Annotated in this window: 21 protein-coding genes, 4 tRNA genes and 1 pseudogene; 10 read left to right on the plus strand and 16 right to left on the minus strand. The window is 59.7% G+C overall.

What is annotated here, in order from left to right; genetic code table 11:
* Window positions 1–35 precede the first annotated feature (35 nt).
* Window positions 36–491: pseudogene (locus P7C00_RS23690) on the minus strand (YkvA family protein).
* Between the two features lie 291 nt (window positions 492–782).
* Entirely contained in the window at window positions 783–1,496 is a 714-nt protein-coding gene (locus P7C00_RS23695; RefSeq protein ID WP_346632261.1) for an FKBP-type peptidyl-prolyl cis-trans isomerase, read from the minus strand.
* 268 nt (window positions 1,497–1,764) lie between these two features.
* Here P7C00_RS23695 and P7C00_RS23700 point away from each other — a divergent pair, with 268 nt between their 5' ends.
* On the plus strand, window positions 1,765–3,573 hold the full coding sequence (locus P7C00_RS23700; RefSeq protein ID WP_404937478.1) for a di-heme-cytochrome C peroxidase: 1,809 nt from the start codon (window positions 1,765–1,767) through the stop codon (window positions 3,571–3,573).
* Window positions 3,570–4,739, plus strand: coding sequence for a catalase family protein (locus tag P7C00_RS23705; RefSeq protein WP_404937479.1), 1,170 nt, complete (start codon window positions 3,570–3,572; stop codon window positions 4,737–4,739). The genes P7C00_RS23700 and P7C00_RS23705 overlap by 4 nt, the downstream gene beginning before the upstream one ends.
* A gap of 141 nt (window positions 4,740–4,880) precedes the next feature.
* Here the strand turns inward: P7C00_RS23705 and P7C00_RS23710 are convergent.
* From P7C00_RS23710 to P7C00_RS23725, 4 genes are all read right to left on the minus strand, one after another.
* Window positions 4,881–4,957 (minus strand) — tRNA-Asp (locus P7C00_RS23710).
* Between the two features lie 19 nt (window positions 4,958–4,976).
* Window positions 4,977–5,052 (minus strand) — tRNA-Val (locus P7C00_RS23715).
* 187 nt (window positions 5,053–5,239) lie between these two features.
* Window positions 5,240–5,316 (minus strand) — tRNA-Asp (locus tag P7C00_RS23720).
* A 19-nt stretch (window positions 5,317–5,335) separates the two neighbouring features.
* Window positions 5,336–5,411 (minus strand) — tRNA-Val (locus tag P7C00_RS23725).
* 160 nt (window positions 5,412–5,571) lie between these two features.
* Between P7C00_RS23725 and rdgC the strand changes: the two genes are divergently transcribed.
* The 3 genes from rdgC (at window position 5,572) to sugE (ending at window position 7,968) form a co-directional block, all read left to right on the plus strand.
* Window positions 5,572–6,492, plus strand: coding sequence for a recombination-associated protein RdgC (rdgC, locus tag P7C00_RS23730; RefSeq protein ID WP_404937480.1), 921 nt, complete (start codon window positions 5,572–5,574; stop codon window positions 6,490–6,492).
* A gap of 75 nt (window positions 6,493–6,567) precedes the next feature.
* Window positions 6,568–7,533, plus strand: a complete 966-nt coding sequence (locus P7C00_RS23735; protein ID WP_346632264.1) for a bile acid:sodium symporter family protein — start codon at window positions 6,568–6,570, stop codon at window positions 7,531–7,533.
* Between the two features lie 117 nt (window positions 7,534–7,650).
* Window positions 7,651–7,968, plus strand: a complete 318-nt coding sequence (sugE, locus tag P7C00_RS23740) for a quaternary ammonium compound efflux SMR transporter SugE (RefSeq protein WP_016967450.1) — start codon at window positions 7,651–7,653, stop codon at window positions 7,966–7,968.
* Window positions 7,969–8,031: 63 nt separating this feature from the next.
* Here the strand turns inward: sugE and P7C00_RS23745 are convergent, their stop codons facing one another.
* The 3 genes from P7C00_RS23745 to P7C00_RS23755 all read right to left on the minus strand — a co-directional run bounded on the left by P7C00_RS23745 (window position 8,032) and on the right by P7C00_RS23755 (window position 12,521).
* Window positions 8,032–9,906 (minus strand): MFS transporter, encoded by a 1,875-nt coding sequence (locus P7C00_RS23745; protein WP_404937481.1) that lies wholly within the window; start codon window positions 9,904–9,906, stop codon window positions 8,032–8,034.
* Window positions 9,907–9,989: 83 nt separating this feature from the next.
* The gene (locus P7C00_RS23750; protein ID WP_404937482.1) at window positions 9,990–11,141 is read right to left on the minus strand and encodes a TDT family transporter; all 1,152 of its coding nucleotides are present in this window, start codon (window positions 11,139–11,141) and stop codon (window positions 9,990–9,992) included.
* Between the two features lie 174 nt (window positions 11,142–11,315).
* Window positions 11,316–12,521, minus strand: coding sequence for an MFS transporter (locus tag P7C00_RS23755; RefSeq protein WP_346632267.1), 1,206 nt, complete (start codon window positions 12,519–12,521; stop codon window positions 11,316–11,318).
* A 92-nt stretch (window positions 12,522–12,613) separates the two neighbouring features.
* On the opposite strand from P7C00_RS23755, the gene P7C00_RS23760 reads away from it, so the two are divergent.
* Both P7C00_RS23760 and P7C00_RS23765 read left to right on the plus strand, forming a co-directional pair.
* On the plus strand, window positions 12,614–13,159 hold the full coding sequence (locus tag P7C00_RS23760) for a TetR/AcrR family transcriptional regulator (RefSeq protein WP_346632268.1): 546 nt from the start codon (window positions 12,614–12,616) through the stop codon (window positions 13,157–13,159).
* Window positions 13,160–13,292: 133 nt separating this feature from the next.
* Window positions 13,293–16,766 carry a NahK/ErcS family hybrid sensor histidine kinase/response regulator gene (locus P7C00_RS23765; RefSeq protein ID WP_346632269.1) on the plus strand — a complete coding sequence of 1,158 codons (3,474 nt, stop codon included), beginning with the start codon at window positions 13,293–13,295 and terminating at the stop codon, window positions 16,764–16,766.
* A 12-nt stretch (window positions 16,767–16,778) separates the two neighbouring features.
* Here P7C00_RS23765 and rmuC read toward each other — a convergent pair whose 3' ends face one another.
* Window positions 16,779–18,146, minus strand: coding sequence for a DNA recombination protein RmuC (gene rmuC / locus P7C00_RS23770; RefSeq protein WP_404940078.1), 1,368 nt, complete (start codon window positions 18,144–18,146; stop codon window positions 16,779–16,781).
* Window positions 18,147–18,321: 175 nt separating this feature from the next.
* Window positions 18,322–18,645: a sel1 repeat family protein gene (locus P7C00_RS23775; protein WP_404937483.1), complete on the minus strand. Its 324-nt coding sequence runs from the start codon at window positions 18,643–18,645 to the stop codon at window positions 18,322–18,324.
* A gap of 881 nt (window positions 18,646–19,526) precedes the next feature.
* Here P7C00_RS23775 and P7C00_RS23780 point away from each other — a divergent pair.
* The 3 genes from P7C00_RS23780 to P7C00_RS23790 all read left to right on the plus strand — a co-directional run bounded on the left by P7C00_RS23780 (window position 19,527) and on the right by P7C00_RS23790 (window position 21,930).
* Complete coding sequence (locus P7C00_RS23780; RefSeq protein WP_123726946.1) at window positions 19,527–19,751, plus strand: hypothetical protein; 225 nt, start codon at window positions 19,527–19,529, stop codon at window positions 19,749–19,751.
* Window positions 19,752–20,022: 271 nt separating this feature from the next.
* Window positions 20,023–20,505, plus strand: coding sequence for a hypothetical protein (locus tag P7C00_RS23785; protein ID WP_346632270.1), 483 nt, complete (start codon window positions 20,023–20,025; stop codon window positions 20,503–20,505).
* 144 nt (window positions 20,506–20,649) lie between these two features.
* The gene (locus P7C00_RS23790; protein ID WP_346632271.1) at window positions 20,650–21,930 is read left to right on the plus strand and encodes an outer membrane protein transport protein; all 1,281 of its coding nucleotides are present in this window, start codon (window positions 20,650–20,652) and stop codon (window positions 21,928–21,930) included.
* Window positions 21,931–22,007: 77 nt separating this feature from the next.
* On the opposite strand, the gene P7C00_RS23795 is transcribed toward P7C00_RS23790, so the two are convergent.
* The 5 genes from P7C00_RS23795 to P7C00_RS23815 form a co-directional block, all read right to left on the minus strand.
* A complete protein-coding gene (locus P7C00_RS23795) occupies window positions 22,008–22,559 on the minus strand; it encodes a glutathione peroxidase (RefSeq protein ID WP_404937484.1) in 552 nt (183 codons plus the stop codon).
* Window positions 22,560–22,614: 55 nt separating this feature from the next.
* Window positions 22,615–22,737, minus strand: a complete 123-nt coding sequence (locus tag P7C00_RS23800; protein WP_404937485.1) for a hypothetical protein — start codon at window positions 22,735–22,737, stop codon at window positions 22,615–22,617.
* Window positions 22,734–23,936, minus strand: coding sequence for an MFS transporter (locus P7C00_RS23805; protein ID WP_404937486.1), 1,203 nt, complete (start codon window positions 23,934–23,936; stop codon window positions 22,734–22,736). The genes P7C00_RS23800 and P7C00_RS23805 overlap by 4 nt, the downstream gene beginning before the upstream one ends.
* 52 nt (window positions 23,937–23,988) lie before the next feature.
* Window positions 23,989–24,393 carry a MarR family winged helix-turn-helix transcriptional regulator gene (locus tag P7C00_RS23810; protein ID WP_123726941.1) on the minus strand — a complete coding sequence of 135 codons (405 nt, stop codon included), beginning with the start codon at window positions 24,391–24,393 and terminating at the stop codon, window positions 23,989–23,991.
* 71 nt (window positions 24,394–24,464) lie between these two features.
* Entirely contained in the window at window positions 24,465–25,196 is a 732-nt protein-coding gene (locus P7C00_RS23815) for an adenosylcobinamide-GDP ribazoletransferase (protein WP_346632274.1), read from the minus strand.
* Between the last annotated feature and the right edge of the window lies 1 nt (window position 25,197).

Here is a 25,197-nt window from a genome sequence, read left to right on the forward strand (position 1 = left end):
GGGAGCATGATTGTTGAGGGAGCGAGTGAATCGCCTCAGTTTTTCCGTGGCCCTTCCAGTTGCAGCTGTTCCGGTGTATCCGGCAGGCGCTCGACCACAGCCAGCTTTTCCGGCATCTGGCGATTACGCCAGGCCCGGAAGGCGCCAAGCTCGTCGTCCAGGGTCTTCATCAACCACGCCAGCACGGCGATGTCGTCAAGCATGCCCAATACCGGGATGAAATCGGGGATCGCGTCCACCGGGCTGAGGAAATACATCAACCCCGCCACCACCGATAGCTAAGCCTTGGCGCTGACGGCGCGATACTCCCCTCGCCAGTAAGCCAGGCACAACGCCTGGAGCAGGCGCAGGTCCTCCTTGACCTTGCCCAGGCGACCACCTTGGCTAGCCCCCTTGCTGGCCACGGCGAACAACAGCGTCGGTAAACGGCCACGGCTCAGCAACCGACCAGCCAAAGGCAGGAAGCGGGCAAAACTCCAGGGTGCTTTCATCATCACTCCACTGAAATGTTATCCACACAAATTGTGGATAACCTTGTGAACAGAGCTATTTTTCACGGCTGAAAGCCCCGTTTCATAAGGGCTTAACTCAGATCGGGCGTTTTTTACTCACATAAAAAAACCCATAATTTCATTGACTTGGCAGCCCTCACAGACTACCCACCGCAGATACCCAGTTCTGACCGCCTACGATCGCGCCGGTTCGGACTATTTACCAGCAACGTCCCGCAGAAACGACAACGCCCCGTAAGAACGGGGCGTTGCTTCAGGCGCTGAGACAGGTTACTTGGCGGCGTCCTGCTTGGCTGGATCCTTGATACCCAGCAGCTCCAGTTCAAATACCAGAACCGAGTTGGCCGGGATCGACGGGCTTGGGCTTTGCGCGCCGTAGGCCAGGTCGCTAGGGATGTACAGCTTGTACTTCTCACCCACGTGCATCAATTGCAGGCCTTCAACCCAGCCTGGGATAACGCCGCTGACCGGCAGATCGATCGGGCTGCCACGCTCTACCGAGCTGTCGAATACAGTGCCGTTGGTCAAAGTACCGGTGTAGTGAACAGTGACCACGTCAGTCGGCTTGGGCTGAGGACCGTCAGCCTTCTTCAGCACTTCGTACTGCAGGCCGGAAGCGGTGGTAGTCACGCCGGTTTTCTTGCCGTTTTCCTCGAGGAATTTCTTGCCGGCAGCAGCCGACTCTTCGCTCATCTTGGCCATGCGCTCTTCAGCACGCTTTTGCAGCGCGGCGAAGGCTTCAACCAGTTCGTCATCCTTCAGCTTCTGTTCTTTCTTGCCGACGGCATCTTCAATGCCCTGGGCTACCGCTTTGGAATCCAGATCATCCATGCCTTCCTGGGCGAGACTCTTGCCCATGTTCAGGCCGATACCGTAGGAAGCTTTTTGCGCCGGGGTTTTCAGCTCTACGCTGGTCTGCGAATCACAACCCGCAAGTACCAGGCTAACCAGGGCCACCGCCGCCGCCAACCGATGCTGTTTCATGCTATTTCCTTGTTCATGCGCCTAAAGGGCAATCGAATAAAGCCGCGAGCTTATCAGGCGACCACGACCAATGGCTACCGGCGTAAGAGTAGTAAATGTCCGATAAGTTCACGTCTTTAAACACGTTTTGTACGTTGGGGAACACCCTGCCCATGCGGCTCCGTGAGGCACCGGAACGAGCGCGAATAACCATAGCGCAAGTAATGGCTACTTGCCGCGTCAGAGACGCTCAGGCATAAGGAAAGCAAATTCGACAAGGACGTACATCTTGCGCCTCATCTACCGTGTATTGCTGTTGATTGCCGTGTTGATCGGCATAATCCTGGCCGTAGTCCTGTACTACATCGCCAACCCCAGGCTTCCCGACTACGTGCCCGTCGAGCAGGTGCACTATCTGGAGCAGTGGGATGCCGCCGACCGCCAGACCTACTATTTCACTCCCCAAGGCACTCAGGTCAAAGGCCTGCGCTATGAATGGTTCACCGCCCTGGAGCTGCCCTTCTCCAAGCAGTCCTTCGCGGCGCCGGAGTACCTGGCGCGCTTCGGCTTCCTGGTGGAGCCTGGACAGAAAGCCACGACGCAGAATCCCGGCAACCTGCCAGTAGGGTTCGCCCGGCACCAGAACCCAGGCAGCCCGGAACAGTACCTAGACATCACCTGCGCCGCCTGCCACACCGGGGAACTGCGCTTCAACCATCAGGCACTGCGGATCGATGGTGGCTCGGCGCAACACGTCCTGCCCTCCAGCGTGCCAACCCTGCGTGGCGGCAGTTTCGGCCAAGCGCTGGTAGCCAGCCTGGCCACAACCTATTACAACCCATGGAAATTCGAACGTTTCGCCCGCAAAGTGCTGGGCGCAGACTATGACGCGCAACATGAACAACTGCGCAAGGACTTCAAGGCCTCGTTGGACACCTTCCTCCGAGTAGCCTGGAACGATACCCATCGAGGCCTCTATCCCACCGAGGAAGGCCCGGGTCGCACCGATGCCTTCGGCCGCATAGCCAACGCCAGTTTCGGCGACGCCATTTCTGCGCAGAACTATCGGGTCGCCAACGCCCCGGTGGATTACCCACAACTGTGGGACATCTGGACCTTCGATTGGGTGCAGTGGAACGGTTCGGCGCAGCAACCCATGGCCCGCAACATCGGCGAAGCCCTAGGGGTCGGCGCCACCCTCAATCTGTTCGACAGCGACGGCCAGCCACTCACCGGCGATGCCCGCTACCCGTCCAGTGTGCGGGTTCGCGACCTCAACCATATAGAAGAAACCTTGCAGCGTCTGAAGCCTCCCACTTGGCCGGAGGCACTGCTGGGCACTGTCGATAAACCCTTGGCTGCCAAGGGCCGCAGTCTGTTCGCCAGCCACTGTGCCGGTTGTCACCTACCAACCGTGAGCGAGAGCAATGGCCGACCAGTGCAGCAACTGAAGATGCTCCCGGTCTCGGTGATTGGCACCGATCCGAACTCCGCCAGCAATATCGCCGACCTGCGCTATGACCTGAGCGCCCTGCAATGGGATACCGCCGAACTGGCCAAGTCCAACGTCGAACTGCACCCGACACCCACTGAACCACTGGACCTGCGCCAACTCTCAGCCGCAAAGGGCCTGGCCTACATCACCGCCTTCGTCGAGGAACGTGCCTACCGCGATGCCAAGGTCTCCCCCGAGGAACGACCACGGCTGGATGGCTATGGCCTGCCGATCGGCGTGCGGGAGCTGCGTGCCTACAAGGCCCGGCCACTGGCTGGGGTCTGGGCAACACCGCCTTATCTGCACAACGGCTCGGTGCCCAACCTGTATCAACTGCTTTCGCCGCAATCTGAACGCTCCACCACCTTCTATCGAGGCACCTTCGAATACGATCCCAAGCACTTGGGCTATCGCCCGGAAGCCTTCAAGAACGGCTTTGAATTCGATACCCGCATCAGCGGCAACCACAACAGCGGCCACGAATTCCGTGCCGGGCAGCGTGGCAACGGCGTCATCGGCCCTCTGCTGCAACCTGAAGAACGCTGGGCACTACTGGAATACTTGAAAGTGCTGGGCGGACCGCTGGAGTCACAACTGCCATGAAACTCGATCTCGCAAGAAAACGACCGTCCCTGCTGGGCAGGCTCTGGCTACGCCTCGGCGCATTACTGGGCAAGACTCTGTTATTGCTGGCCGGTATCGGCCTGTTGGGCTGGGCCCTGGGCAGCGCCTGGTTTGCCTGGCAGCACCGTGGCCCGGTGGCGGTACAGGAGCAGATTCCCGCCGATGAAGCCGCACGCACCCAGGACATCATCCAGACCGCCGTACGCATCGTCGATCAGCATCGTGAAGGCACTCGCTACCTGCGCGATGCCCATGCCAAGGCTCATGGCTGCGTGAAAGCCGAGGTCCAGGTGCTCAAGGAGCTGAATTCGGAACTGCGCCAGGGCGTGTTCACCACCCCCGGCCAGACCTGGCAAGCGACTGTGCGTTTGTCCAACGGCAATGCCTATCCGCAGTTCGACAGCATTCGCGACGCCCGCGGCATGGCGATCAAACTGCTGGATGTTCCTGGGCAACAGCTGATCCCTGCGGAATCAGCGCGACGCGAGCAGGACTTCGTGATGTTCAATCATCCGAACTTCTTCGTCAGCGATGTAGCGGAATATCAACAGAACATTGCCGCCCAGGCGGATGGCAAGAAAGTCGGCGCCTTCTTCCCAGCCTGGGATCCTCGCAGTTGGCAGATCCGCCATCTGTTCATCGCCCTGGACACGCTGTCGCCAGCACCGACCAGCCCGACCCAGACCACCTACTTTTCGGTCTCGCCCTACAAGTTCGGTAACGCCAACGCCAAGTTTCGGGTCATGCCAGACCCGGACAGTTGCCCGGCCTACAGCCTGCCAGCGCAGAACCAGGACCTGCCCAACTTCCTGCGCAGCGCACTGATCCAGCAGCTCTCCAGCGATCGGATGCCCGCCTGCTTCGTGTTGCAGATCCAGCGCCAGGATCCGAGCCGGTTCATGCCGATCGAAGACACCAGCATCGAGTGGAAGGAAAGCGAAGCACCGTTTGAAACCGTGGCCCGATTGACGATCCCCGCCCAGGACTTCGACACTCCGGCGCAAAACCTGGCCTGCGACAATCAATCCTTCAATCCATGGTTCGGTATTGAGGCCCATCGCCCTATCGGTGGTATCAACCGCTTGCGCAAAGCGGTGTACGAAGCTGTCAGTGACTACCGGCACAGCCGTAACGCCGAGCAGTAAGCCCAGAAACAAGAAAAGCGGCCTGCGGGCCGCTTTTTTGGGTGCCGGATTTACCCATCGCCAAACCCCAGACAGCAAAAAGCCCGCGTTAGCGGGCTTTCTGTGGTGACCTGGCGTTCAGTGTTCCAGGTTACCTGGATATGGCGCAGCGGACGGGACTCGAACCCGCGACCCCCGGCGTGACAGGCCGGTATTCTAACCGACTGAACTACCGCTGCGCGTAGCGTTGAAAGTAAGTGGTGGGTGATGACGGGATCGAACCGCCGACATTCTGCTTGTAAGGCAGACGCTCTCCCAGCTGAGCTAATCACCCTTTACCTTCGTTGCGGGGCGCATTATGCCACAGAAATTCTTAAAGTGTTGATTTAGTTGATAATTTTATCAAAAAAATCTGAATTCCCATGAAATGCCGCATTACCCACAAACTCTTTACAGCAAAAAGCCCGCGCTAGCGGGCTTTCTGTGGTGACCTGGCGTTCAGTGTTCCAGGTTACCGAATATGGCGCAGCGGACGGGACTCGAACCCGCGACCCCCGGCGTGACAGGCCGGTATTCTAACCGACTGAACTACCGCTGCGCGTAACACTGAATGCGAATGGTGGGTGATGACGGGATCGAACCGCCGACATTCTGCTTGTAAGGCAGACGCTCTCCCAGCTGAGCTAATCACCCTTCACGTTCGGTGTGGCGCGCATTCTACGGAGCAGACCCCACTCTGGCAAGCACTTTTTATAATAATTTTTTCAGGCCTTCCAAAGGCTTAGCGAAGGGTTGGCCTGAGCAGCAGCGAAGAGAATAATGCCCTCCTTTGTATAAAGGAGAGATTCACCCCATGTGGTTCAAAAACCTGCTGATCTATCGCCTGACCCAAGATCTGCCTTTTGATGCTGAGGCGCTGGAAACTGCACTGGCGACCAAACTGGCGCGCCCCTGTGCAAGCCAGGAGTTGACCACTTACGGTTTCGTCGCCCCTTTCGGCAAAGGTGAAGAGGCCCCGCTGGTGCACGTCAGCCAGGACTTCATGCTGGTAGCAGCGCGCAAGGAAGAACGCATCCTGCCTGGCAGCGTGGTGCGCGACGCGGTAAAGGAAAAGGTCGAAGAGATCGAAGCCGAACAGATGCGCAAGGTCTATAAGAAGGAGCGCGACCAGATCAAGGATGAAATCATCCAAGCGTTCCTGCCCCGTGCCTTTATCCGCCGCTCCTCGACCTTCGCCGCCATCGCCCCGAAACAGGGGCTGATTCTGGTCAACTCCGCCAGCCCCAAACGTGCCGAAGACCTACTCTCCACGCTGCGTGAAGTCCTCGGCACCCTGCCGGTACGTCCACTGACCGTGAAGATTGCTCCGAGCGCGATCATGACCGACTGGGTCAAGACCCAGAAAGCCGCCGACGATTTCTTCGTCCTCGACGAGTGCGAGCTGCGCGACACCCACGAAGACGGCGGCATCGTGCGCTGCAAGCGCCAGGACCTGACCGGCGAGGAAATCCAGCTGCACTTGAGCACCGGCAAGGTGGTCACCCAACTGTCCCTGGCCTGGCAGGACAAACTGTCCTTCATGCTCGACGACAAGATGGTGGTCAAGCGCCTGAAGTTCGAAGACCTGCTGCAGGATCAGGCGGAACAGGACGGCGGCGATGAAGCCCTCGGCCAGCAGGACGCCAGCTTCACCCTGATGATGCTGACTTTCGGCGATTTCCTGCCGGCGTTGTTCGAAGCCCTGGGTGGCGAGGAAATTCCGCAAGGCATCTGACGCCTTGCCCGGATAACCGCTGCGCACTAGACGCCACCGCCTTCGGTGGCGTTTTCACATAATAAGGAACAGGTCATGCGCGCACTGGCTGCACTGAGCCGCTTTGTCGGCAACACCTTCGCTTACTGGGTACTGATCTTTGCCGTGTTGGCATTCCTCCAGCCGACCTGGTTCATCGACCTCAAAGGCGCGATTGTGCCCCTGCTGGGCCTGGTGATGTTTGGCATGGGACTGACCCTGAAGCTCGAAGACTTCGCCGAAGTGGCCCGTCATCCGTGGCGCGTCGCCCTGGGAGTAGTCGCGCACTTCGTAATCATGCCCGGGGTGGCCTGGCTACTCTGCCAGGCCTTCCATCTGCCGCCGGAAATCGCCGTCGGCGTGATTCTCGTGGGCTGCTGCCCCAGTGGCACCTCGTCCAACGTCATGACCTGGCTGGCCCGGGGCGACCTCGCCCTGTCGGTGGCCATCGCCGCAGTCACCACCCTGCTCGCGCCACTCTTGACCCCTGCGCTGATCTGGTTGCTGGCTTCGGCCTGGCTGCCGGTGTCCTTCATGGAGCTGTTCTGGTCGATTCTGCAAGTGGTGCTGCTGCCTATCGTGCTGGGCGTGCTTGCCCAGCGCCTACTGGGCCATCGGGTACAGCATGCGGTGGAAGTGCTGCCGCTGGTTTCGGTGGTCAGCATCGTCATTATCGTCACTGCCGTGGTGGCGGCCAGCCAGGCAAAAATCGCCGAATCCGGGCTGCTGATCATGGCGGTGGTGATGCTGCACAACAGCTTCGGCTACCTGCTGGGCTATTTCACCGGTCGACTCTTCAAGCTGCCACTAGCACAACGCAAATCCCTGGCACTGGAAGTCGGCATGCAGAACTCCGGACTGGGTGCCGCCCTGGCCAGCGCCCACTTCTCTCCCCTGGCGGCAGTGCCCAGTGCCCTGTTCAGTGTCTGGCATAACATTTCCGGGGCCTTGCTCTCGACCTACTTCCGCCGCATGAGTGACGAGAGCGAGCAAAAACTGGAAACACAACGGGTCGGCGACTGAGCCGAAAATTGATCGACCGATCAGTACTGAGCAGTATACTGCGCAGCGCGAGGACGACCTCGCACTCAATCGAGTGACTTATTCGTGGGGACGACCCCATCAACCGATGAGGTCAGCATGTCCTGGATCATTTTGTTGTTTGCCGGTTTGTTTGAAGTGGGCTGGGCTGTGGGCCTGAAATACACGGACGGCTTCAGCCGTCCGTTACCCACCGCCTTGACCATCCTCGCCATGGCCATCAGCCTGGGTCTGCTGGGTCTGGCCATGAAGGAGCTGCCTCTGGGCACGGCCTACGCTATTTGGACCGGGGTCGGTGCCATTGGCACGGTGATCGCCGGGATCATCCTGTTCGGCGAGTCCATGGCCCTGGTGCGCCTGGCCAGCGTAGCGCTGATCATTGCCGGTCTGGTGGGCTTGAAAGTCAGCGCCAGCTGATAGTCAGGTCGCAGAAATAAAAACGCCCGCAGCATTGCGGGCGTTTTTGTGTCCGTCAGAGCATTAACGACGGCTGCCGCGCAGTTGCCCCACCATGGCCTGTAGCTGCGCCGGTTCGGCGGCTTCCACCGCCACGCTCGACCCGGCCACCAGGGTCACTCGTGACCAGAAACGATGGAAGAAACCCTTGCTCGGGTCGCGGCTGAAGAAGCTGCCCCACAGCCCCTGCAAGGCCAGGGGAATCACCGGCACCGGGGTTTCTTCGAGAATCCGTGTCAGGCCGCCCTTGAACTCGTTGATCTCACCATCGGCAGTCAGCTTGCCCTCGGGGAAAATGCACACCAATTCGCCATCGCGAAGATACTGGGCAATCCGCTTGAAGGCTTTTTCATAGATTTCCAGGTCTTCATGCCGGCCGGCAATGGGGATGGTCCCGGCGGTACGGAAGATGAAGTTCAATACCGGCAGGTTGTAGATCTTGAAGTACATCACGAAGCGAATCGGCCGACGTACAGCGCCGCCAATCAACAAGGCGTCAACAAAGGACACGTGATTGCACACCAACAAGGCAGCCCCCTCATCGGGGATCTGCTCCAGATTGCGATGCTCGACGCGGTACATGGAATGGCTGAGCAGCCAGATCAAGAAACGCATGCTGAACTCGGGCACCACTTTGAAGATATAGACGTTGACCGCAACGTTCAGCAGCGACACCACCAGGAACAGGTGGGGAATGGTCAGCTTGACCATGCTCAGCATGACGATGGAAACAATCGCCGATACCACCATGAACAGCGCATTGAGAATATTGTTGGCGGCAATTACCCGGGCCCGCTCATTCTCCGGAGTGCGGGACTGGATCAGCGCGTACAGCGGCACTATATAGAAGCCGCCGAAAACCCCCAGTCCCAGCACGTCGAACAACACCCACCAGGCATGCCCAAAACCCAACACTTCAAGCCAGCCATGACCATTGACACTTTCCGGGATTCCACCGGAATGCCACCACAACAGCAGGCCGAACACCGTCAGGCCAAAGGAGCCGAACGGCACCAGGCCGATCTCTACCTTGCGCCCCGAAAGCTTCTCGCACAGCATCGAGCCCACCGCGATACCCACCGAGAATATGGTGAGAATCAGGGTCACCACCGTCTCGTCACCGTGCATCCATTCCTTGGCATAGGCAGGAATCTGAGTCAGGTAGATCGCCCCGACAAACCAGAACCAGGAGTTGCCGACAATCGACCGCGACACCGCCGGTGTCTGCCCCAAGCCTAGACGCAAGGTGGCCCAGGACTGACTGAAGATGTTCCAGTTCAGGCGCATATCGGGGGTTGCAGCAGCAGCCCGTGGAATGGCCCGACTCGCCAGGTACCCCAACACCGCGACGCCAATGATGGCGAACGAGACGATGGGGGCGTAATGAGCCGAGGACATCATGATCCCGGCGCCGATGGTCCCTGCCAGGATTGCCAGGAAAGTCCCCATTTCCACCAGGCCATTGCCACCCACCAGCTCCTCTTCACGCAAAGCCTGGGGCAGGATTGAATATTTCACCGGGCCAAACAGCGCCGAATGGGTGCCCATGGCAAATAGCGCCACCAGCATCAGCCAGAGATGGTCGAAGACGAACCCCACAGCCCCCACGGTCATGATCGCGATCTCCCCCAGCTTGATCAGGCGAATCAGAGCATCCTTGGCAAACTTCTCACCGAACTGCCCGGCCAGGGCCGAGAACAGAAAGAACGGCAGGATGAACAGCAAGGCACAAAGGTTGACCCAGATCGAGCGATCACCTTCGATGCTCAGCTTGTAGAGAATGGCCAGGATCAACGACTGCTTGAAGATGTTGTCGTTGAAGGCGCCAAGGGATTGCGTGATGAAGAACGGCAGGAACCGCCGCTTGCGGAGCAAGGTGAACTGCGAAGGGTGACTCATCTTCCATGTCCCTGAGTGGCGTGGATACTGTTATTGGAATGTCGAATATCGATCCAGGCCACAACCTTACCTATCTTTGGCGATTATTTCCGTAAGCCCGCAATGCATGGCGAAACAAACAGCTCGCCTTTATAGGCCCCCTGGACCGTGCGCCTGGCCACGATCAGCCACATCAACGCCAGGGCCGCTACCAATACCGCGCCGAATACGTTGAAGAATCCCAGGAGCAAAGTGCTACCCAACTTCAAGGTGGCCAGCGAATACACCCCCAGCGGGAAGGTGAACCCCCACCAGCCGAGGTTGAAGGGGATGCCTTCACGCAGGTAGCGTCGGGTGATCAACACCGCCATCAACATCCACCACAAACCAAACCCCCACAGCGTCAGCCCCGCCACCAGCCCCAGGCCGGCAGCAATCTCACCGACGCCGGGCAGGCCATTGGCGGCAAAGATCGCCGGTGCATCGCCCCCCAGCACCAGCATGCCCAGTGCACCGGTGCCGATCGGGCCCAGGGCCAACCAGCTCGAGGCTGCCATGCTTTCATGGGGCAGTTTATGCAGGGCCATGCGCAACAGCAGGATGGTCAGGATGCTGAACGCCACCGGCAGTGAAAAGGCCCACAACACGTAGCTGGTACTGAGCATCACCAACTGCGCGTGAGCATCCTGCAGATGCGGCGCCAGCAGGCCACCGCTGGCCGCAGCCACTTCGGCCGCCACCACAGGCAACAGCCAGACAGCGGTCATCTGATCGATGCTGTGCTCCTGACGAGTGAACATCATGTAGGGAATCAACACTCCACAGGCCAGGGACATGGCCACGTCCAGCCACCACAACACCTGCGCCAGGTGCACCACCGCCTCACCCCAGCGGGGAACACCGAACAACAGCAAGCCGTTGATGATGGTTGCCAACCCCATGGGAATGGTGCCGAAGAACATCGAGACCGTTGAGTGACCAAAGATTCGCCGCGCCTCATCGAAGAACAGCACCCAACGGGCGGCATACATCACCGTGAAGAGCACGAACAGGGCAATGGTCAGCCACCAGAATCCTTCGGCCACCTGATGCAGGCCTGGAACCTGAGCCGGCCACTGGGCCAGCGCCAGGGCCAGAACCCCGGTGCCCATGGTGGCGGCGAACCAGTTGGGGGTGAATTGGCGAATGGCTTCGCGGGGGTGTTGCAGATGACTCAAGGGCCGGCGGCCGGCTTTGACGCTGTGGGTGCATGGCATGACGTGTCTCCTGTCCTCTGATGAGGTGGAGCCCATGGTAGAACCTAATCGAATATCTATATAACGGGTAATTTCTCTATCTGTTATCTACTGAATAGATATTAAGTCCGAGGCGCTGCCTTCAAACTCGATCATCAGTACCCAGGATGCTCTTTCAGTGGATGGGCCACAGGCTCAATTCCCAGGTGCCGTGCAACAAGGCGGCACCGGGCGACGCAGCAGTACCAGAAGAGCGCCGAGGGATAGCAGGATCAGCACGGCCCCATAGCCATCGGTAGTCGCAATCAGGCCGAAGCTGCGGGTCAGGTTGCCCGCCAGCAATGCCGGCAGACAGAACGCCAGATAACTCAGCACATAAAACGCCGACATCAGGCCCGCGCGCTCGTGGGGCAAGGCCAGGGGCACCACGCTGCGCAGCGCGCCAAGAAATCCGGCGCCAAAACCGCTGCCCAGCACCAGGGTGCCAAGGAAGAACAGCATCAGGCTGGCACTGTGCACTGCGCCGAGGATCAGCATCATCCCCACCGCCAACAACCCGGCCCCCAGGCGCAGGACCTTGTCCGCCGGTCGCTGGCGCAGAGAAAAGATCATGACTGCACCACTGAGGGTCAGCACCGCCACCAGAGCGCCGCCGATCAGGTTCGAGGTAGACCCGGTAGCGGCGCGCACCAGGGATGGGGCCAAGGACAGATAAAAGCCACCCACAGCCCATACCGCCACATCCACCGGCAATGCCAGCCATAACGCGCGCCGCGCTTGCGGCGGTACATGCAATGTGGGCCGTAATGAGGCCCAGGCACCAGATTGCGGACTGACACTTTCCGGCAAGCGCCAGACATACAGGGCCTGGACCACGAACACCCCTAACAGCAACCAGTAACTGAGCTGCAGCGGCAACGGCGCGAACTCCACCAGCAAGCTGGCGCCCATGGCGCCGCACGCCATGCCCAGAAGGGGCGCAACACTATTGACCAATGGGCCTTGCTGGCGATCGGTATCCAGCAACGCGGCGCCGAGCACGCTGGTGGCCATGCCAGTGGCAAAGCCCTGCATCACCCTTGCAGCAATCAGCCACTGCACCCCGCTTTCATTGATAAACAGCAGCATCGCCAGGACATTGAGGAGCAAGGCGGCAAAGATCACCGGCCGCCGCCCCAGGTAGTCCGACACAGACCCCACCGTCAGCAGGGCGGCCAGCAGACTCAGGGCATAGACCCCGAACACCAGGGTCAGCATCGCCGGAGAAAAATGCAGGGTTTCCTGGTAAAGGTGATAGAGCGGTGTCGGCACGCTGGAGGCCGCCAGAAAACTGAGCAAGGTAATGGCCAGAAACACCAAACTGCGACGGCTGGACACACAGGTGTCGATAGCACCGGACATAAGCACGCTCCACTAAAGCTAATATTTTGCTTTTGTGCAGTGTGCTACCGCCCCGAGCTTAAAGCAAATTCTTTGTGTTAAGGTTCGTTCCCATGGCTATTAAAGAAGCTTTACGCCCAGGCGGCCGTAGCGCCAGGGTTCAGGAATCCATCCATACGGCAGTCCGCCAGCTCCTTGAAGAGCAGGACCGCTCGTCCTTGACCGTGCCGCAGATCGCCACTCGCGCCGGCGTCACCCCCTCGACCATCTACCGACGCTGGGGCGACCTGTCGACCCTGCTGGCCGATGTTGCACTGGCACGCATGCGTCCGGACAGCGAACCGGCCAACACCGGCAGCCTGCGGGGCGACCTGCGGGCCTGGGCCGAGCAGTATCTGGATGAAATGAGTTCGGAGCCCGGACGCAACATGATGCGCGATGTGCAATGCAGCGCGACTCCAGGCTATTGCGTGACTATCCTCAGCGCTCAATTGCAGACTCTCCTCGAACGCTATCAGGACAGTGAAGAACGCCTGCCGGACATCGATCGCCTGCTGAACCTGATCGTCGCGCCGACCGTGTTTCGCATCCTGTTCTCCGCCACGCCACTACCGGTGTCGGAACTCCATGAAATGATCGAGCTCGCCCTGCAACCCTAGCCCGCCCGAACGACCGTCCGGCCCTGCGACATCAGACCGCGCTGATACCTTGGTCGACACTGACGTCAACTCAACATCGTGCCAGACTGTCTGGCCGGGCTGACGTGCCCGGTGTCCTTGCTTCGGAGTTTCCATGTCGTTGTCCAGCGGGCTGATTGCCGCCGTTGCCCTGGCCTATATGGCCATCATGTTCGCCATCGCCTTCTACGGCGACCGTCGCAGCGCGCCCCTTCCGCCGCGAGTGCGGGCCTGGGTGTACAGCCTGTCGCTGGCCGTCTATTGCACCAGCTGGACCTTCTTTGGCGCCGTGGGCCAGGCCGCCGAACAGCTCTGGGCCTTCTTGCCGATTTATCTGGGGCCCATCTTGCTGCTGGTATTCGCCCCCTGGGTCCTGCAGAAGATGGTGATGATCAGCAAGCAGGAGAACATCACCTCCATTGCCGACTTCATTGCCGCCCGATACGGCAAGTCCCAGTCCCTGGCAGTGGTCGTAGCCCTGATCTGTCTGGTGGGGGTGCTGCCCTACATCGCCCTGCAACTCAAGGGCATCGTGCTCGGAGTCAACCTGCTGATCGGTGCCGGAGCCGACGCCATGGGCACTCGCGCCCAGGACACGGCGCTGATCGTGTCGCTGATCCTGGCGTTGTTCACCATTGTCTTCGGCACCCGCAACCTCGACGCCACCGAACACCACCGGGGCATGGTGCTGGCGATTGCCTTTGAATCCCTGGTCAAGCTGTTCGCCTTTCTCGCCGTCGGCGCCTTCGTGACCTTCGGCCTGTATGACGGCTTCGACGACCTGTTCAACCAGGCCATGCTGGCGCCGCGCCTGGAGCAGTACTGGAAGGAAACCATCAATTGGCCATCGATGGTGGTACAAACCGGGGTGGCGATGATGGCAATCATCTGCCTGCCACGACAGTTCCACGTCACCGTGGTGGAAAACATCGAGCCTCAGGACCTGCGCCTGGCCAAATGGGTATTTCCAGCCTACCTGGCCCTGGCCGCACTGTTTGTGGTGCCCATCGCCCTGGCCGGACAGATGCTCCTGCCCAGCAGCGTACTGCCGGACTCCTTCGTTATCAGCCTGCCTCTGGCCCAAGCTCATCCCGCCCTGGCCTTGCTGGCGTTCATCGGTGGCGCCTCGGCCGCCACCGGCATGGTGATCGTGGCCAGCGTGGCGCTGTCGACCATGGTCTCCAACGACATGTTGCTGCCCTGGTTGCTGCGACATAAAAACGCCGAGCGCCCCTTTGAAGTGTTCCGTCACTGGATGCTTTCGGTGCGCCGAGTCAGCATCGTGGTCATCCTGTTGTTGGCCTATGTCAGCTATCGCCTGCTGGGCTCCACCGCCAGTCTGGCCACCATCGGCCAGATTGCGTTCGCCGCCGTGACTCAACTGGCGCCGGCCATGCTCGGCGCGCTGTACTGGAAACAGGCCAACCGTCGAGGGGTGTTTGCCGGACTCGCCGCCGGCACCTTTATCTGGTTTTACACCCTGGTTCTGCCCATCGCTGCCCACAGCCTGGGTTGGTCCCTGAGCAGCTTCCCTGGCCTGGCCTGGCTGCATGGCAATCCGCTGTCCCTGCCGATCACACCGCTGACCCAGGGCGTGGTGCTGTCCCTGGCCGGCAACTTCACCCTGTTCGCCTGGGTCTCGGTGCTGTCACGCACCCGGGTTTCCGAACACTGGCAGGCCGGGCGCTTTATCGGCCAGGAAATCAGCGGTCGCCTCAGCTCACGTTCGATGCTGTCAGTGCAGATCGACGACCTGCTGAAACTGGCCGCGCGCTTTGTCGGTGAAGAGCGCGCCCGCCAAAGCTTCATCCGCTTCGCCTATCGTCAGGGCAAAGGCTTCAACCCGAACCAGAACGCCGACGGCGAATGGATCGCCCACACCGAACGCCTGCTGGCCGGTGTCCTCGGCGCCTCCTCGACCCGAGCCGTGGTCAAGGCCGCCATCGAAGGTCGGGAGATGCAACTCGAAGACGTGGTACGCATCGCTGACGAAGCTTCCGAAGTGCTGCAGTTCAACCGCGCGCTGTTGCAGGGCGCAATCGAAAACATCACCCAGGGCATCAGTGTGGTGGACCAGTCGTTGAAGCTGGTGGCCTGGAACCGTCGTTATCTGGAGCTGTTCAATTACCCCGAAGGCCTGATCAGCGTCGGCCGGCCGATTGCCGACATCATCCGCCACAATGCCGAGCGCGGCCTGTGCGGCCCCGGCGAAGCGGAGGTCCATGTCGCCCGACGCCTGCACTGGATGCGTCAGGGACGGGCCCATACCTCCGAGCGGTTGTTCCCCAATGGCCGGGTCATCGAGTTGATTGGCAACCCGATGCCCGGCGGCGGCTTCGTCATGAGTTTCACCGACATCACCCCGTTCCGCGAGGCCGAGCAGGCCCTGACAGAGGCCAACGAAGGCCTGGAACAACGGGTAGCCGAACGTACCCATGAACTGTCGCAACTCAACGCTGCGCTGACCGAAGCCAAGGGCACGGCGGAAGCGGCCAACCAGTCCAAGACGCGCTTTCTGGCGGCCGTCAGTCACGACCTGATGCAACCCTTGAACGCCGCGCGGCTGTTCTCCGCCGCCCTTTCTCACCAGGACGACGGACTCTCTGTCGAAGCCCAGCAGCTAGTACAGCACCTGGACAGCTCACTGCGCTCTGCCGAAGATCTGATCAGCGACCTGCTGGATATCTCGCGCCTGGAAAACGGCAAGATCACCCCCGATCGCAAACCCTTTGCCCTCAACGAGCTGTTCGACACCCTGGGGGCGGAATTCAAGGCGCTGGCCCAGGAACAGGGCCTGCAATTCCGGGTGCGTGGCAGTCATCTACGGATCGACAGTGACATCAAGTTACTGCGGCGGGTCCTGCAGAATTTCCTGACCAACGCCTTCCGTTATGCCAAGGGCCCGGTCCTGCTGGGAGTGCGTCGCCAGGGCGACTCATTGAGCCTGGAAGTCTGGGATCGAGGACCGGGTATTCCTCAGGACAAGCAGCAGGTGATCTTCGAAGAGTTCAAGCGCCTGGACAGCCACCAGACACGCGCCGAAAAAGGCCTGGGACTGGGCCTGGCAATCGCCGACGGCCTGTGCCGGGTCCTCGGCCATCCGTTGCAGGTACGCTCCTGGCCCGGCAAGGGCAGTGTATTCAGTGTCAACGTACCCCTGGCCCGCAGTAGCGTCGTCGTGCCGGGCAAGGCGGTCGAACTCAATGGGCAGTCCCTCAACGGCGGGCAGGTGCTCTGTGTGGACAACGAAGACAGCATCCTGATCGGCATGAACAGCCTGCTTACGCGCTGGGGGTGCCAGGTCTGGACCGCCCGCAACCGCGAGGAGTGCGCAGCGCTGCTCAAAGAAGGCATCCGCCCGCAATTGGCGCTAGTGGACTATCACCTGGACGATGGCGAAACCGGCACCCAGGTCATGGCCTGGCTACGCACCCAGTTGGGTGAGCCGGTGCCGGGAGTGGTGATCAGTGCCGACGGACGCCCGGAAATGGTCGCCCAAGTGCACGCGGCAGGATTGGACTATCTGGCCAAGCCCGTGAAACCGGCAGCCTTGCGTGCCCTGTTGAGTCGTCACCTACCTCTGGGCTGAGCCAATGCCGGGCTACTCCGGCAACTCCAACTCTCGCCCTTCGGCATCGGTCATGGCCCGTTCCAGCAAATCTGCCGGCAAGCTTTTGCTGGCCCTGGCCCCCAGCAACTTGAGCTGCTCACTGCGACTGACCAGATTGCCCCGACCTTCGGTGAGCTTGTTGCGCGCGGCGGAATAAGCCTTGTCCAGTTGCTGCAGACGGTTGCCGACTTCATCCAGATCCTGGATGAACAGCACGAACTTGTCATAGAGCCAGCCCGCGCGCTCGGCGATTTCCCGGGCATTCTGACTCTGACGTTCCTGCTTCCACAGGCTGTCGATCACCCGCAAAGTAGCGAGCAAGGTAGTCGGGCTGACAATGACGATGTGTCGGTCAAACGCTTCCTGAAACAGGTTGGGCTCGGCTTGCAGGGCTGCCGAGAATGCCGCTTCGATGGGTACGAACAGCAGCACGAAGTCGAGGCTGTGCAAGCCTTCCAGGCGCTTGTAATCCTTGCCGGCCAAGCCTTTGACGTGGTTGCGCAAGGACAGCACATGCTGCTTCAGGGCCGCCTGGGCAATCTGCGGATCGTCGCTACCGACATACTGCTGGTAGGCCGTAAGGCTGACCTTGGAATCCACCACCACCTGCTTGTCACCCGGCAGCATGATCAGCACATCGGGCTGGAAGCGCTCGCCGTCCGGCCCTTTGAGGCTGACCTGGGTCTGGTATTCGCGCCCCTTCTCCAGGCCGGCGTGCTCCAGTACCCGCTCAAGAATCAGCTCACCCCAATTGCCCTGGGTCTTCTGCCCCTTGAGGGCACGGGTCAGGTTGGTGGCCTCATCACTCAAGCGCAGGTTCAGTTGCTGCAAACGCTCCAGCTCCTTGGCCAGGGAAAAGCGCTCGCGGGCCTCGGCCTGATAACTCTCCTCGACCCGTTTTTCGAACGACTGGATGCGCTCCTTGAGCGGGTCCAGCAACTGCCCAAGCCGCTGCTGGCTGGTCTCGGCGAAACGCTGTTCGCGCTCATCGAAAATCTTGCCCGCCAGCTCGGCGAACTGGGCCCGAAGTTCGTCCCTGGAACCTTGCAGATCGGTAAGGCGCTGCTGGTGGCTCTCCTGCTGCTCCCGAAGTTCGGCCTGTAACGAAGCAGCCTGGGCGTCCAGACGCCGCAATTCGTTCTCTTTGGCGGCACGCTCCAGGTTCCAGGCGTGAGCAGCATCGCGGGCGTTGTCTCGCTCAATCTGCAGCAACTCGACCTCTCGACGCAGGGCCGCCAGGTCCGCTTGCTTCAGTGCATTGGCCTGGCTCAGGTCGCTGACTTCATCGCGGCTGGCATCCAGCTGCGCCATGAGCCCTTCCTGGGCCATCTGGGCCGTGGCCAGGCGCTCTTCCAGCAGGGATAGCTCGGACTGGCTGGAACTGGCGCGACGCTGCAGTTGCCAGGCCAGCACCAGTAACGGCAACGCCGCTCCCGCCAGGCCAAGCAGCAGGCTGGTCAAGTCCATAGCCATAACAATTCCTGTCAACGAAATAAGGAATGAAGGTTAACCAAGCCACCGAGCGTTGGACAGCTCAGTCTTCGATACGGCCCAGTTCCAGTTGAGCACGACGGTCACCGGCGCGGGCTGCCTGGCGCAACAGGTCGTGACCGATACGCCGATCCCGAGCGTTGCCACACTCGCGGCACATCAACTGACCCAGGCGACTTTGCGCCGCGACCACGCCTTCCCGGGCCGGCTGCTTGAGCAAACGTCCGGCAAAATGCTTGACGTTGGGGTTGCGCCCCAGGCGCGGGCTGTCCAGCAACCACAGAGCAACACGCAAGGAGAAGCGCTTGGGTTCGGTAACACTGTCAGGAGGGGCGGTAACAGAAGGTGATACTGAGCGAAACTTCATAAAGCACTGTGGGGCAGATCGGAAGGCGCGCCACTCTACTCCTTTTTTCGCTCGGGTAAAGTCCAAAAGAGCCAGCACGCCCGTCCTAGAGCAAGCGCTTGGGACAATCCACAGAAGCTGTGGATAAGTCAGTGGACAACCCCTCCACAACCCTCCCAAAGCCCCATGAGACGGGCCCTGCAGTCAAACTGACGATTTTTTCACCAGTAAAAAAATACGATGTTTATCATTGACTTAAATTCTCGAGACAGGCTATAGGGCAAGCCTTGGGGAAGGTGACAACAGGGTGACACGCTGCGCGACAAGTGTGCACAACCGGGCGAAAATTAACGCCAGTAACGCACCGTTTTCGTACACGCCACAAAGACAACGGTTACACAGTAGTCATGGAGCAGTTTCGCCACTCACCAAACATTTTTCCTAGCACACTTGCATTCCTCGCTTCAACTCAATAGAATCCTCGCCGTTAGTACCAAGCTGAAAGTCAATTCTGGTCGAACAAGTCCCGCCGACACCCTCTCCAATTGAGAGAACATTGTCGAATACCAAGGACCGACCACCTCGCTGGTTTCCAGGTAAAACTCATACTGACATCGCCCTTGAAACGAAATCAAAGGCAATGCCCGAGCCATTTACTCTGACCGAACCAACCTGCAAATTGATCAGGATCTCCACCCTGGGCCCAGAACCTTTGCCCCTGCTGTGTTGCCTGCCCTCCTAAGTACCTACCTGCCAGCCCTAGCGCAACCTTATTAAAGCGCTGCAACTGGCTGCTTTGTTCCAGTCAGGTTCTTCGTTTGACCAATGGTGGTCGACGTTACTGGAACGTTTTAACGTTGCACGGTTCTTAACCGTGTCATTTGTAGGAACACCTAATAATTATGTCTACTCAAATCCAGACTCAGGATGCCATTCGCACCCTCACCCACGCTTTTGCACCCTTGAACTGCCTGATCATGGCCGCTCGCAAAGGCTGCTTCAGTTTCACCCTGGTCAACGAACACGGCATCGCACGTCACAGCGAACGTCTGTACCCCGATCAGTATTCCAGCGCTGAACCGCTGCAGGCAGTGATCGAACGTACTCGTCAGGCCCTGGTGGCCTGATACACCAGAGCGCTAAAACCTCAAAAGCCTCGCTTGATAGCGGGGCTTTTTATTGCCTGTTATTTGCCCATTTGCCACTTCATCCAAAGTACCAATGGATATAAGGCTTATAACAAGAGAACGGAAATATTTTAAAAACAGTCCTTTACAGCATAGATATGACACTACACTTCAACTCAGGCGGCCTGAGCCGCTTCCGGCAAACCTGATCCTTTTATCGCTGCCAAGCTCCTTCAGGTTTAGCCGGTCACTTTCACTCTTCGAGGGCATTATGGGTATCGCCGCCAGCGAGTTGTGCCGCTATGTCATACGCCCGACCCTGATGTATCTGGGCAGTCATAGCAAAACCGCTGAAACCTTGTTGCTGGGCATTGCTGCCAGCCAGTCGGCGCTGGGCTCGGCCCTGCACGATCGCCGCGGCCACGGCCTGTATCGCATCACCGAACTGCGCCACCAGGACCTCTGGGATCACTACCTGGCGCTGGACCCGGAGCGGGCCAGCCTGGTTCGCGGACTGGCCAGCCAGCACGCTTTCCTCAGTGGCCCGCACCTCGAATTGACCGTCAACCTGCGTTACGCCACCGCAATCGCCTGGTTGCTGGTGGAGCAACAACACACCCCGCTCCCCGCTGCCGACGATCTGCTCGGCATGGCTCGTATATGGAGGAAGACCTTTCAACCACAAGGACGTTTGAGAGATTTCGCCTGCGCTTGGCAAACCTGTGTTTCACCGCTGAGCCAGGTCGCCTGCTGACAACGACCATTACAAAGTCGGAGAAAAACCCAAATCTTGGTCGGATTGTCCTACAAAACCGCTCTAAATCAACTGTTACAGCCTATAGCGCCCAGACCAAAATGTTGGTAATTTTCGCCTCGGTGATCATCAGGAGTTCTAATAATGAAAAAAGTAATGCTCAAATCCACCATAAGTCTCGCGGTTGCACTTGCCTCAACCCAACTCTTCGCCAGCGGCTTTGCTCTTAACGAACAAAGCATCAGTGGCATGGGGACCGGTTTCGCGGGTCGTTCTTCTTCTGCCGAAGATGCAAGCACTGTTTATGGCAACCCTGCCGGTATGTCCCTGCTGAAACGCGATCAAGTTACTGTCGGCGCAGCGGCAATCGATGCCAAGACCAACCTGAAAAACGTCAAGGGCGGCCCACCCGGCGGCACCAGCGACGGCGACATGGTTCCGTTCACCAGCGTTCCCATGGGGTTCTTCGTCAAACAACTGGGTAACGGCTGGGCATTGGGTCTGGGGGCCTATGCACCTTTCGGCCTCGTTACCAACTATGAGTCCAGCTCTGCCAGCCGTTATTACGGTGACAAGAGCGTAGTCAAGGTCGTGACTCTGCAACCGACCGTCAGCTACGCCTTCAATGACATGGTGTCGATTGGCTTTGGCCCGACCATCAACCGCCTGAGCGGTGAACTGACTTCTGCTACGCCATTTCCAAACCCTGCACTCTTCGGCCGCAATGACGGCAGCGTGAAGATCAAGGGAGACGATACCGCCATCGGTTACAACGTCGGCATTATCGTTCAGCCTACCGACACCACTCGTCTGGGTCTGACTTACCACTCGAAGGTCAAGTACAAGCTCGAAGGCCACACCAACATTGCCGGCCCTGGCTTCGGTCCTTTCAATGGCGGCCGTTACGATGCCTCGCTGGATATCACCACCCCGGAAGTCGTCGACTTCTCGGTCACCCAGAAACTGGATGACCAGTGGACTGTCTATGCAGGTAGCACCTGGACTCGCTGGAGCCGCCTGAAAGACATCACCGTGAACAACGAAGGCGTTCCTGCTCTGCTCGGCGGCTCTAGGGGCCCGATCGGCACCATCACCGAACCACAGAACTGGCACGACACCTGGGCCTCGGCTGTAGGTGTTTCCTACAAGGTCAACAAAGAGTGGGTCCTGCGCAGCGGCCTCTCGGTTGACCAGGCGCCAACCAACAACACGGATCGCTCCGTACGTATCCCTACCGGTGACCGTAAGGCGATCAGCTTTGGTGCTGGCTACAGCCCGACTGAAGACCTGACTCTCGACCTGGCGGTTTCGTACCTGAAGGAAGAGGACGTCAACGTTAACAGAACTGGCAAAGGCAATGCCTACAGCGCGACCTACCAGAACAGCGCATGGGGCTACGGCCTGGGCGCTACCTACAAGTTCTAACGAACTCTGGGGCACGCAGTTTCAAGCCAATAAAAAACCCGCCTCTGCGGGTTTTTTATTGGCCGATGAATGCGGAATCAGGACTTCGACGCCAAAGCCTTCTCCACCGCCTCGATGAATTCCGGGTTATCCGGCTTGGTCAGACTGGAAAAGCTGGCAATCACATTGCCCTGGCGATCCACCACGTACTTGTAGAAATTCCACTTCGGCGCATTGCTCTGCTGCGCCAGTACCTTGAACAGATGCACTGCATCCGTCCCTCGAACCTTCTGCGGCTCGGTCATGGTGAACGTCACGCCGTAATTGACGTAACAGACCTTGGCGGTTTCAGCGCCATCCTTGGACTCCTGCTTGAAATCATTGGACGGCACGCCCACCACTTCCAACCCCTGATCCTTGTAACGCTGATACAGCGCCTCAAGGCCTTTGAACTGAGGGGCGAACCCGCAGAAACTCGCGGTATTGACCACCACTAGCGGCTTGCCGGCAAAGCGCTGGCACAGATCGATGGATTCCTTGGCATGCAACTTGGGGACAGAGCCCTGCAACAACGCCGGGCAGTCTGCAGCCCAAGCCGAGCCTGCGAAGGTTGCGAGTAATGCCGGAACAACAAACCAGCCCTTAGCCATGTCCAGTGTCCTTGAATAGTGGTCAGGCAACGACGTTACTCGCCCCCTCGCCCGCCTAGCAAGCACCCATGCCCAACTGCATCAGCGCCAGCCCGCTGCGGTGCCAGCCCCACCAGGCCAGCAGCAACAACAGGATGCCAACTCCCAGGCCGGCCGCCCAACCCAGCCATGAGCTCATGCCGCACTTGCCTGCAAGCGCGCCACCGGACGCTCACGCACCGGCCAGTTGAGCGCCGCAGCCAGCAAACTGAGAAGAATCGCCACCTGCCAGATCAAGTCGTAACTCCCGGTACGGTCATACACCACTCCTCCCAGCCAACCGCCGAGGAAGGACCCCAACTGGTGGAACAGGAACACAATACCGCCGAGCATGGACAAGTTCCTGACCCCGAACAAGGTAGCCACTGTGCCATTGGTCAAAGGCACGGTGGACAACCAGAGAAAGCCCATGGCCATGCCGAACAGGTAGGCGCTGGCCTGCGTCACGGGCAACCACAGGAACAGACCAATCACCACCGCCCTCAACAAATACAGGCCGGTAAGCAGGCGTGGCTTGGACATCCGCCCTCCCAGCCAGCCGGCGGTATAGGTACCGAAGATATTGAACAGGCCGATCAGGGCCAGAACCGTTGTGCCGACAGTGGCCGGCAGGTGTTGATCCACCAGATAGGCCGGCAGATGCACACCAATGAACACCACCTGGAAGCCACAGACGAAAAAGCCGAACGCCAGCAGCCAGAACCCCGAATGAGAACAGGCCTCACGCAATGCCTCGGACAGGCTCTGCTCATGCCCCAGCACCGGTAGGGGCTTGTCCTTGAGCATGCTCACCAGCGGCACAATCAGTGCTACCAGCAATCCCAGTACCAGCAGCGCCATCGACCAACCCAGCCAGCCAATCAGGCCCAGGGTCCCCGGCAGCATGGCGAACTGACCGAAAGAGCCAGCGGCACTGGCGATCCCCATGCCCATGCTGCGCTTCTCCGGCGGTACTGCCCGGCCGACAACACCGAGAATCACCGAGAAGGAGGTGCCCGACAATCCAATGCCAATCAGCAACCCCGCACTCAAGGACAGCGTCAGGGCCGAATCAGACAGCCCCATGAACACCAGTCCCACGGCATACAGCACGCCACCGATCAACACCACCCTGGCGGCGCCAAAACGGTCGGCCAGGGCTCCGGTAAAGGGCTGCGCCAGGCCCCAGATCAGGTTCTGCAAGGCAATGGCAAAGGCGAATACTTCACGCCCCCAGCCGAACTTTGCACTCATGGGCGGCAGAAACAGGCCGAAACCATGCCGAACCCCCAGCGACAGCGCCAGGATCAATGCGCTGCCGAGAAGTACCCAGCCGCTGGTGCGCCACATCGATGACATTTTTATTCTCCAAGTACGGGTATATACCCGCTTATATTCGAACGAAGCACCGTCAGGCGAGTTCGTTCAGCAAGGCCAACAAGGTTTCACGCTTCTCCACCCCAAGCCGATCGATCAGCCGCTGCTGGGCTGCCTCCCAGGCCGGCAAGGCCGCCACCAAGCGCTCATGTCCGGCATCGGTCAGTTGCACCAGACGGTTGCGCTGGTCGTCACCTTCCATCAACCGGACCAGACCCGCAGCCTCCAGCACCCGCACATTACGCCCCAGCGTACTGCGGTCCAGGCCCATGGCATCCGCCAGGCTGGAAATGCTCGGCTGATCGAGGCGCAGCAGGTTGTTCAGCAAAGAATACTGGGCAACATTGATCCCGAAGCCGTCGAGGGCGCCGTCGTAATACCTGCTGACGCCACGAGCGGCACGACGCAGGTTGGTGCACAAACACTGAGAGGGAAGCATGATGCGTGTATATACCCGCGACTAATCCAAGGCAAGAAATTTCAGAAAAAAACAGCCACTGCAGGCCTTGCTCAAAGAACCACCAGCGCCAGCAGTACAGCCGTTTCCAGCAACTCCAACAGAGCCCCCGCTGTATCGCCGGTAGTGCCGCCCAGGCGCCGGATCATCAACTGACGCAACCAGAAGAACAGCACCACCGCCAGCAGCACGGCCCAAAGCCCGCTGTAGCCACCCAGCAGCAAACAGACCAGCACACTCAAGCCCAGCACCTGCCGCCCTGCCAGTGGCGGCAGATGATCGGCCAGGGCCTGCCCCAGGCCACCCGCACGCACATATGGCGTGGAGAGGAACAACCCCAGCAATGAGGCACGCCCAATCAGTGGCGCCAGCAACAAGGCAAAGCCCTGCTGCTGCTCGATCAACGCTACCAGCGCGGCGAACTTGAGCAACAGCACGAGCAACAGCGTCACCACCGCGATGGGCCCGCTTCGGGGGTCCTTCATGATGCTCAGGGTGCGCTCTCGATCACCGAAGCCCCCCAGCCAGGCATCGGCACTGTCTGCCAGTCCATCCAGGTGCAATCCCCCACTGAGCAAGACCCAAGCGCTCAGCAGCAACGCCGCGTGTACCAGCAAAGGGGTGCCAGCGAGCACGGCGTCCAGCAGCCACAACAGCACACCGAACAACAGACCCACCAAGGGATAGAACAGCAATGAGCGTCCCATTTCTTCAGGCTGGGGCATACCCGGCAGGCGAATGGGCAGGCTGCTGAGAAACTGCAGGGCAATCCAGAACGGCAGCATC

Origin of the sequence: Pseudomonas sp. JDS08PS003 (assembly GCF_045013505.1) — a bacterium.
Lineage (GTDB): Bacteria > Pseudomonadota > Gammaproteobacteria > Pseudomonadales > Pseudomonadaceae > Aquipseudomonas > Aquipseudomonas protegens_B.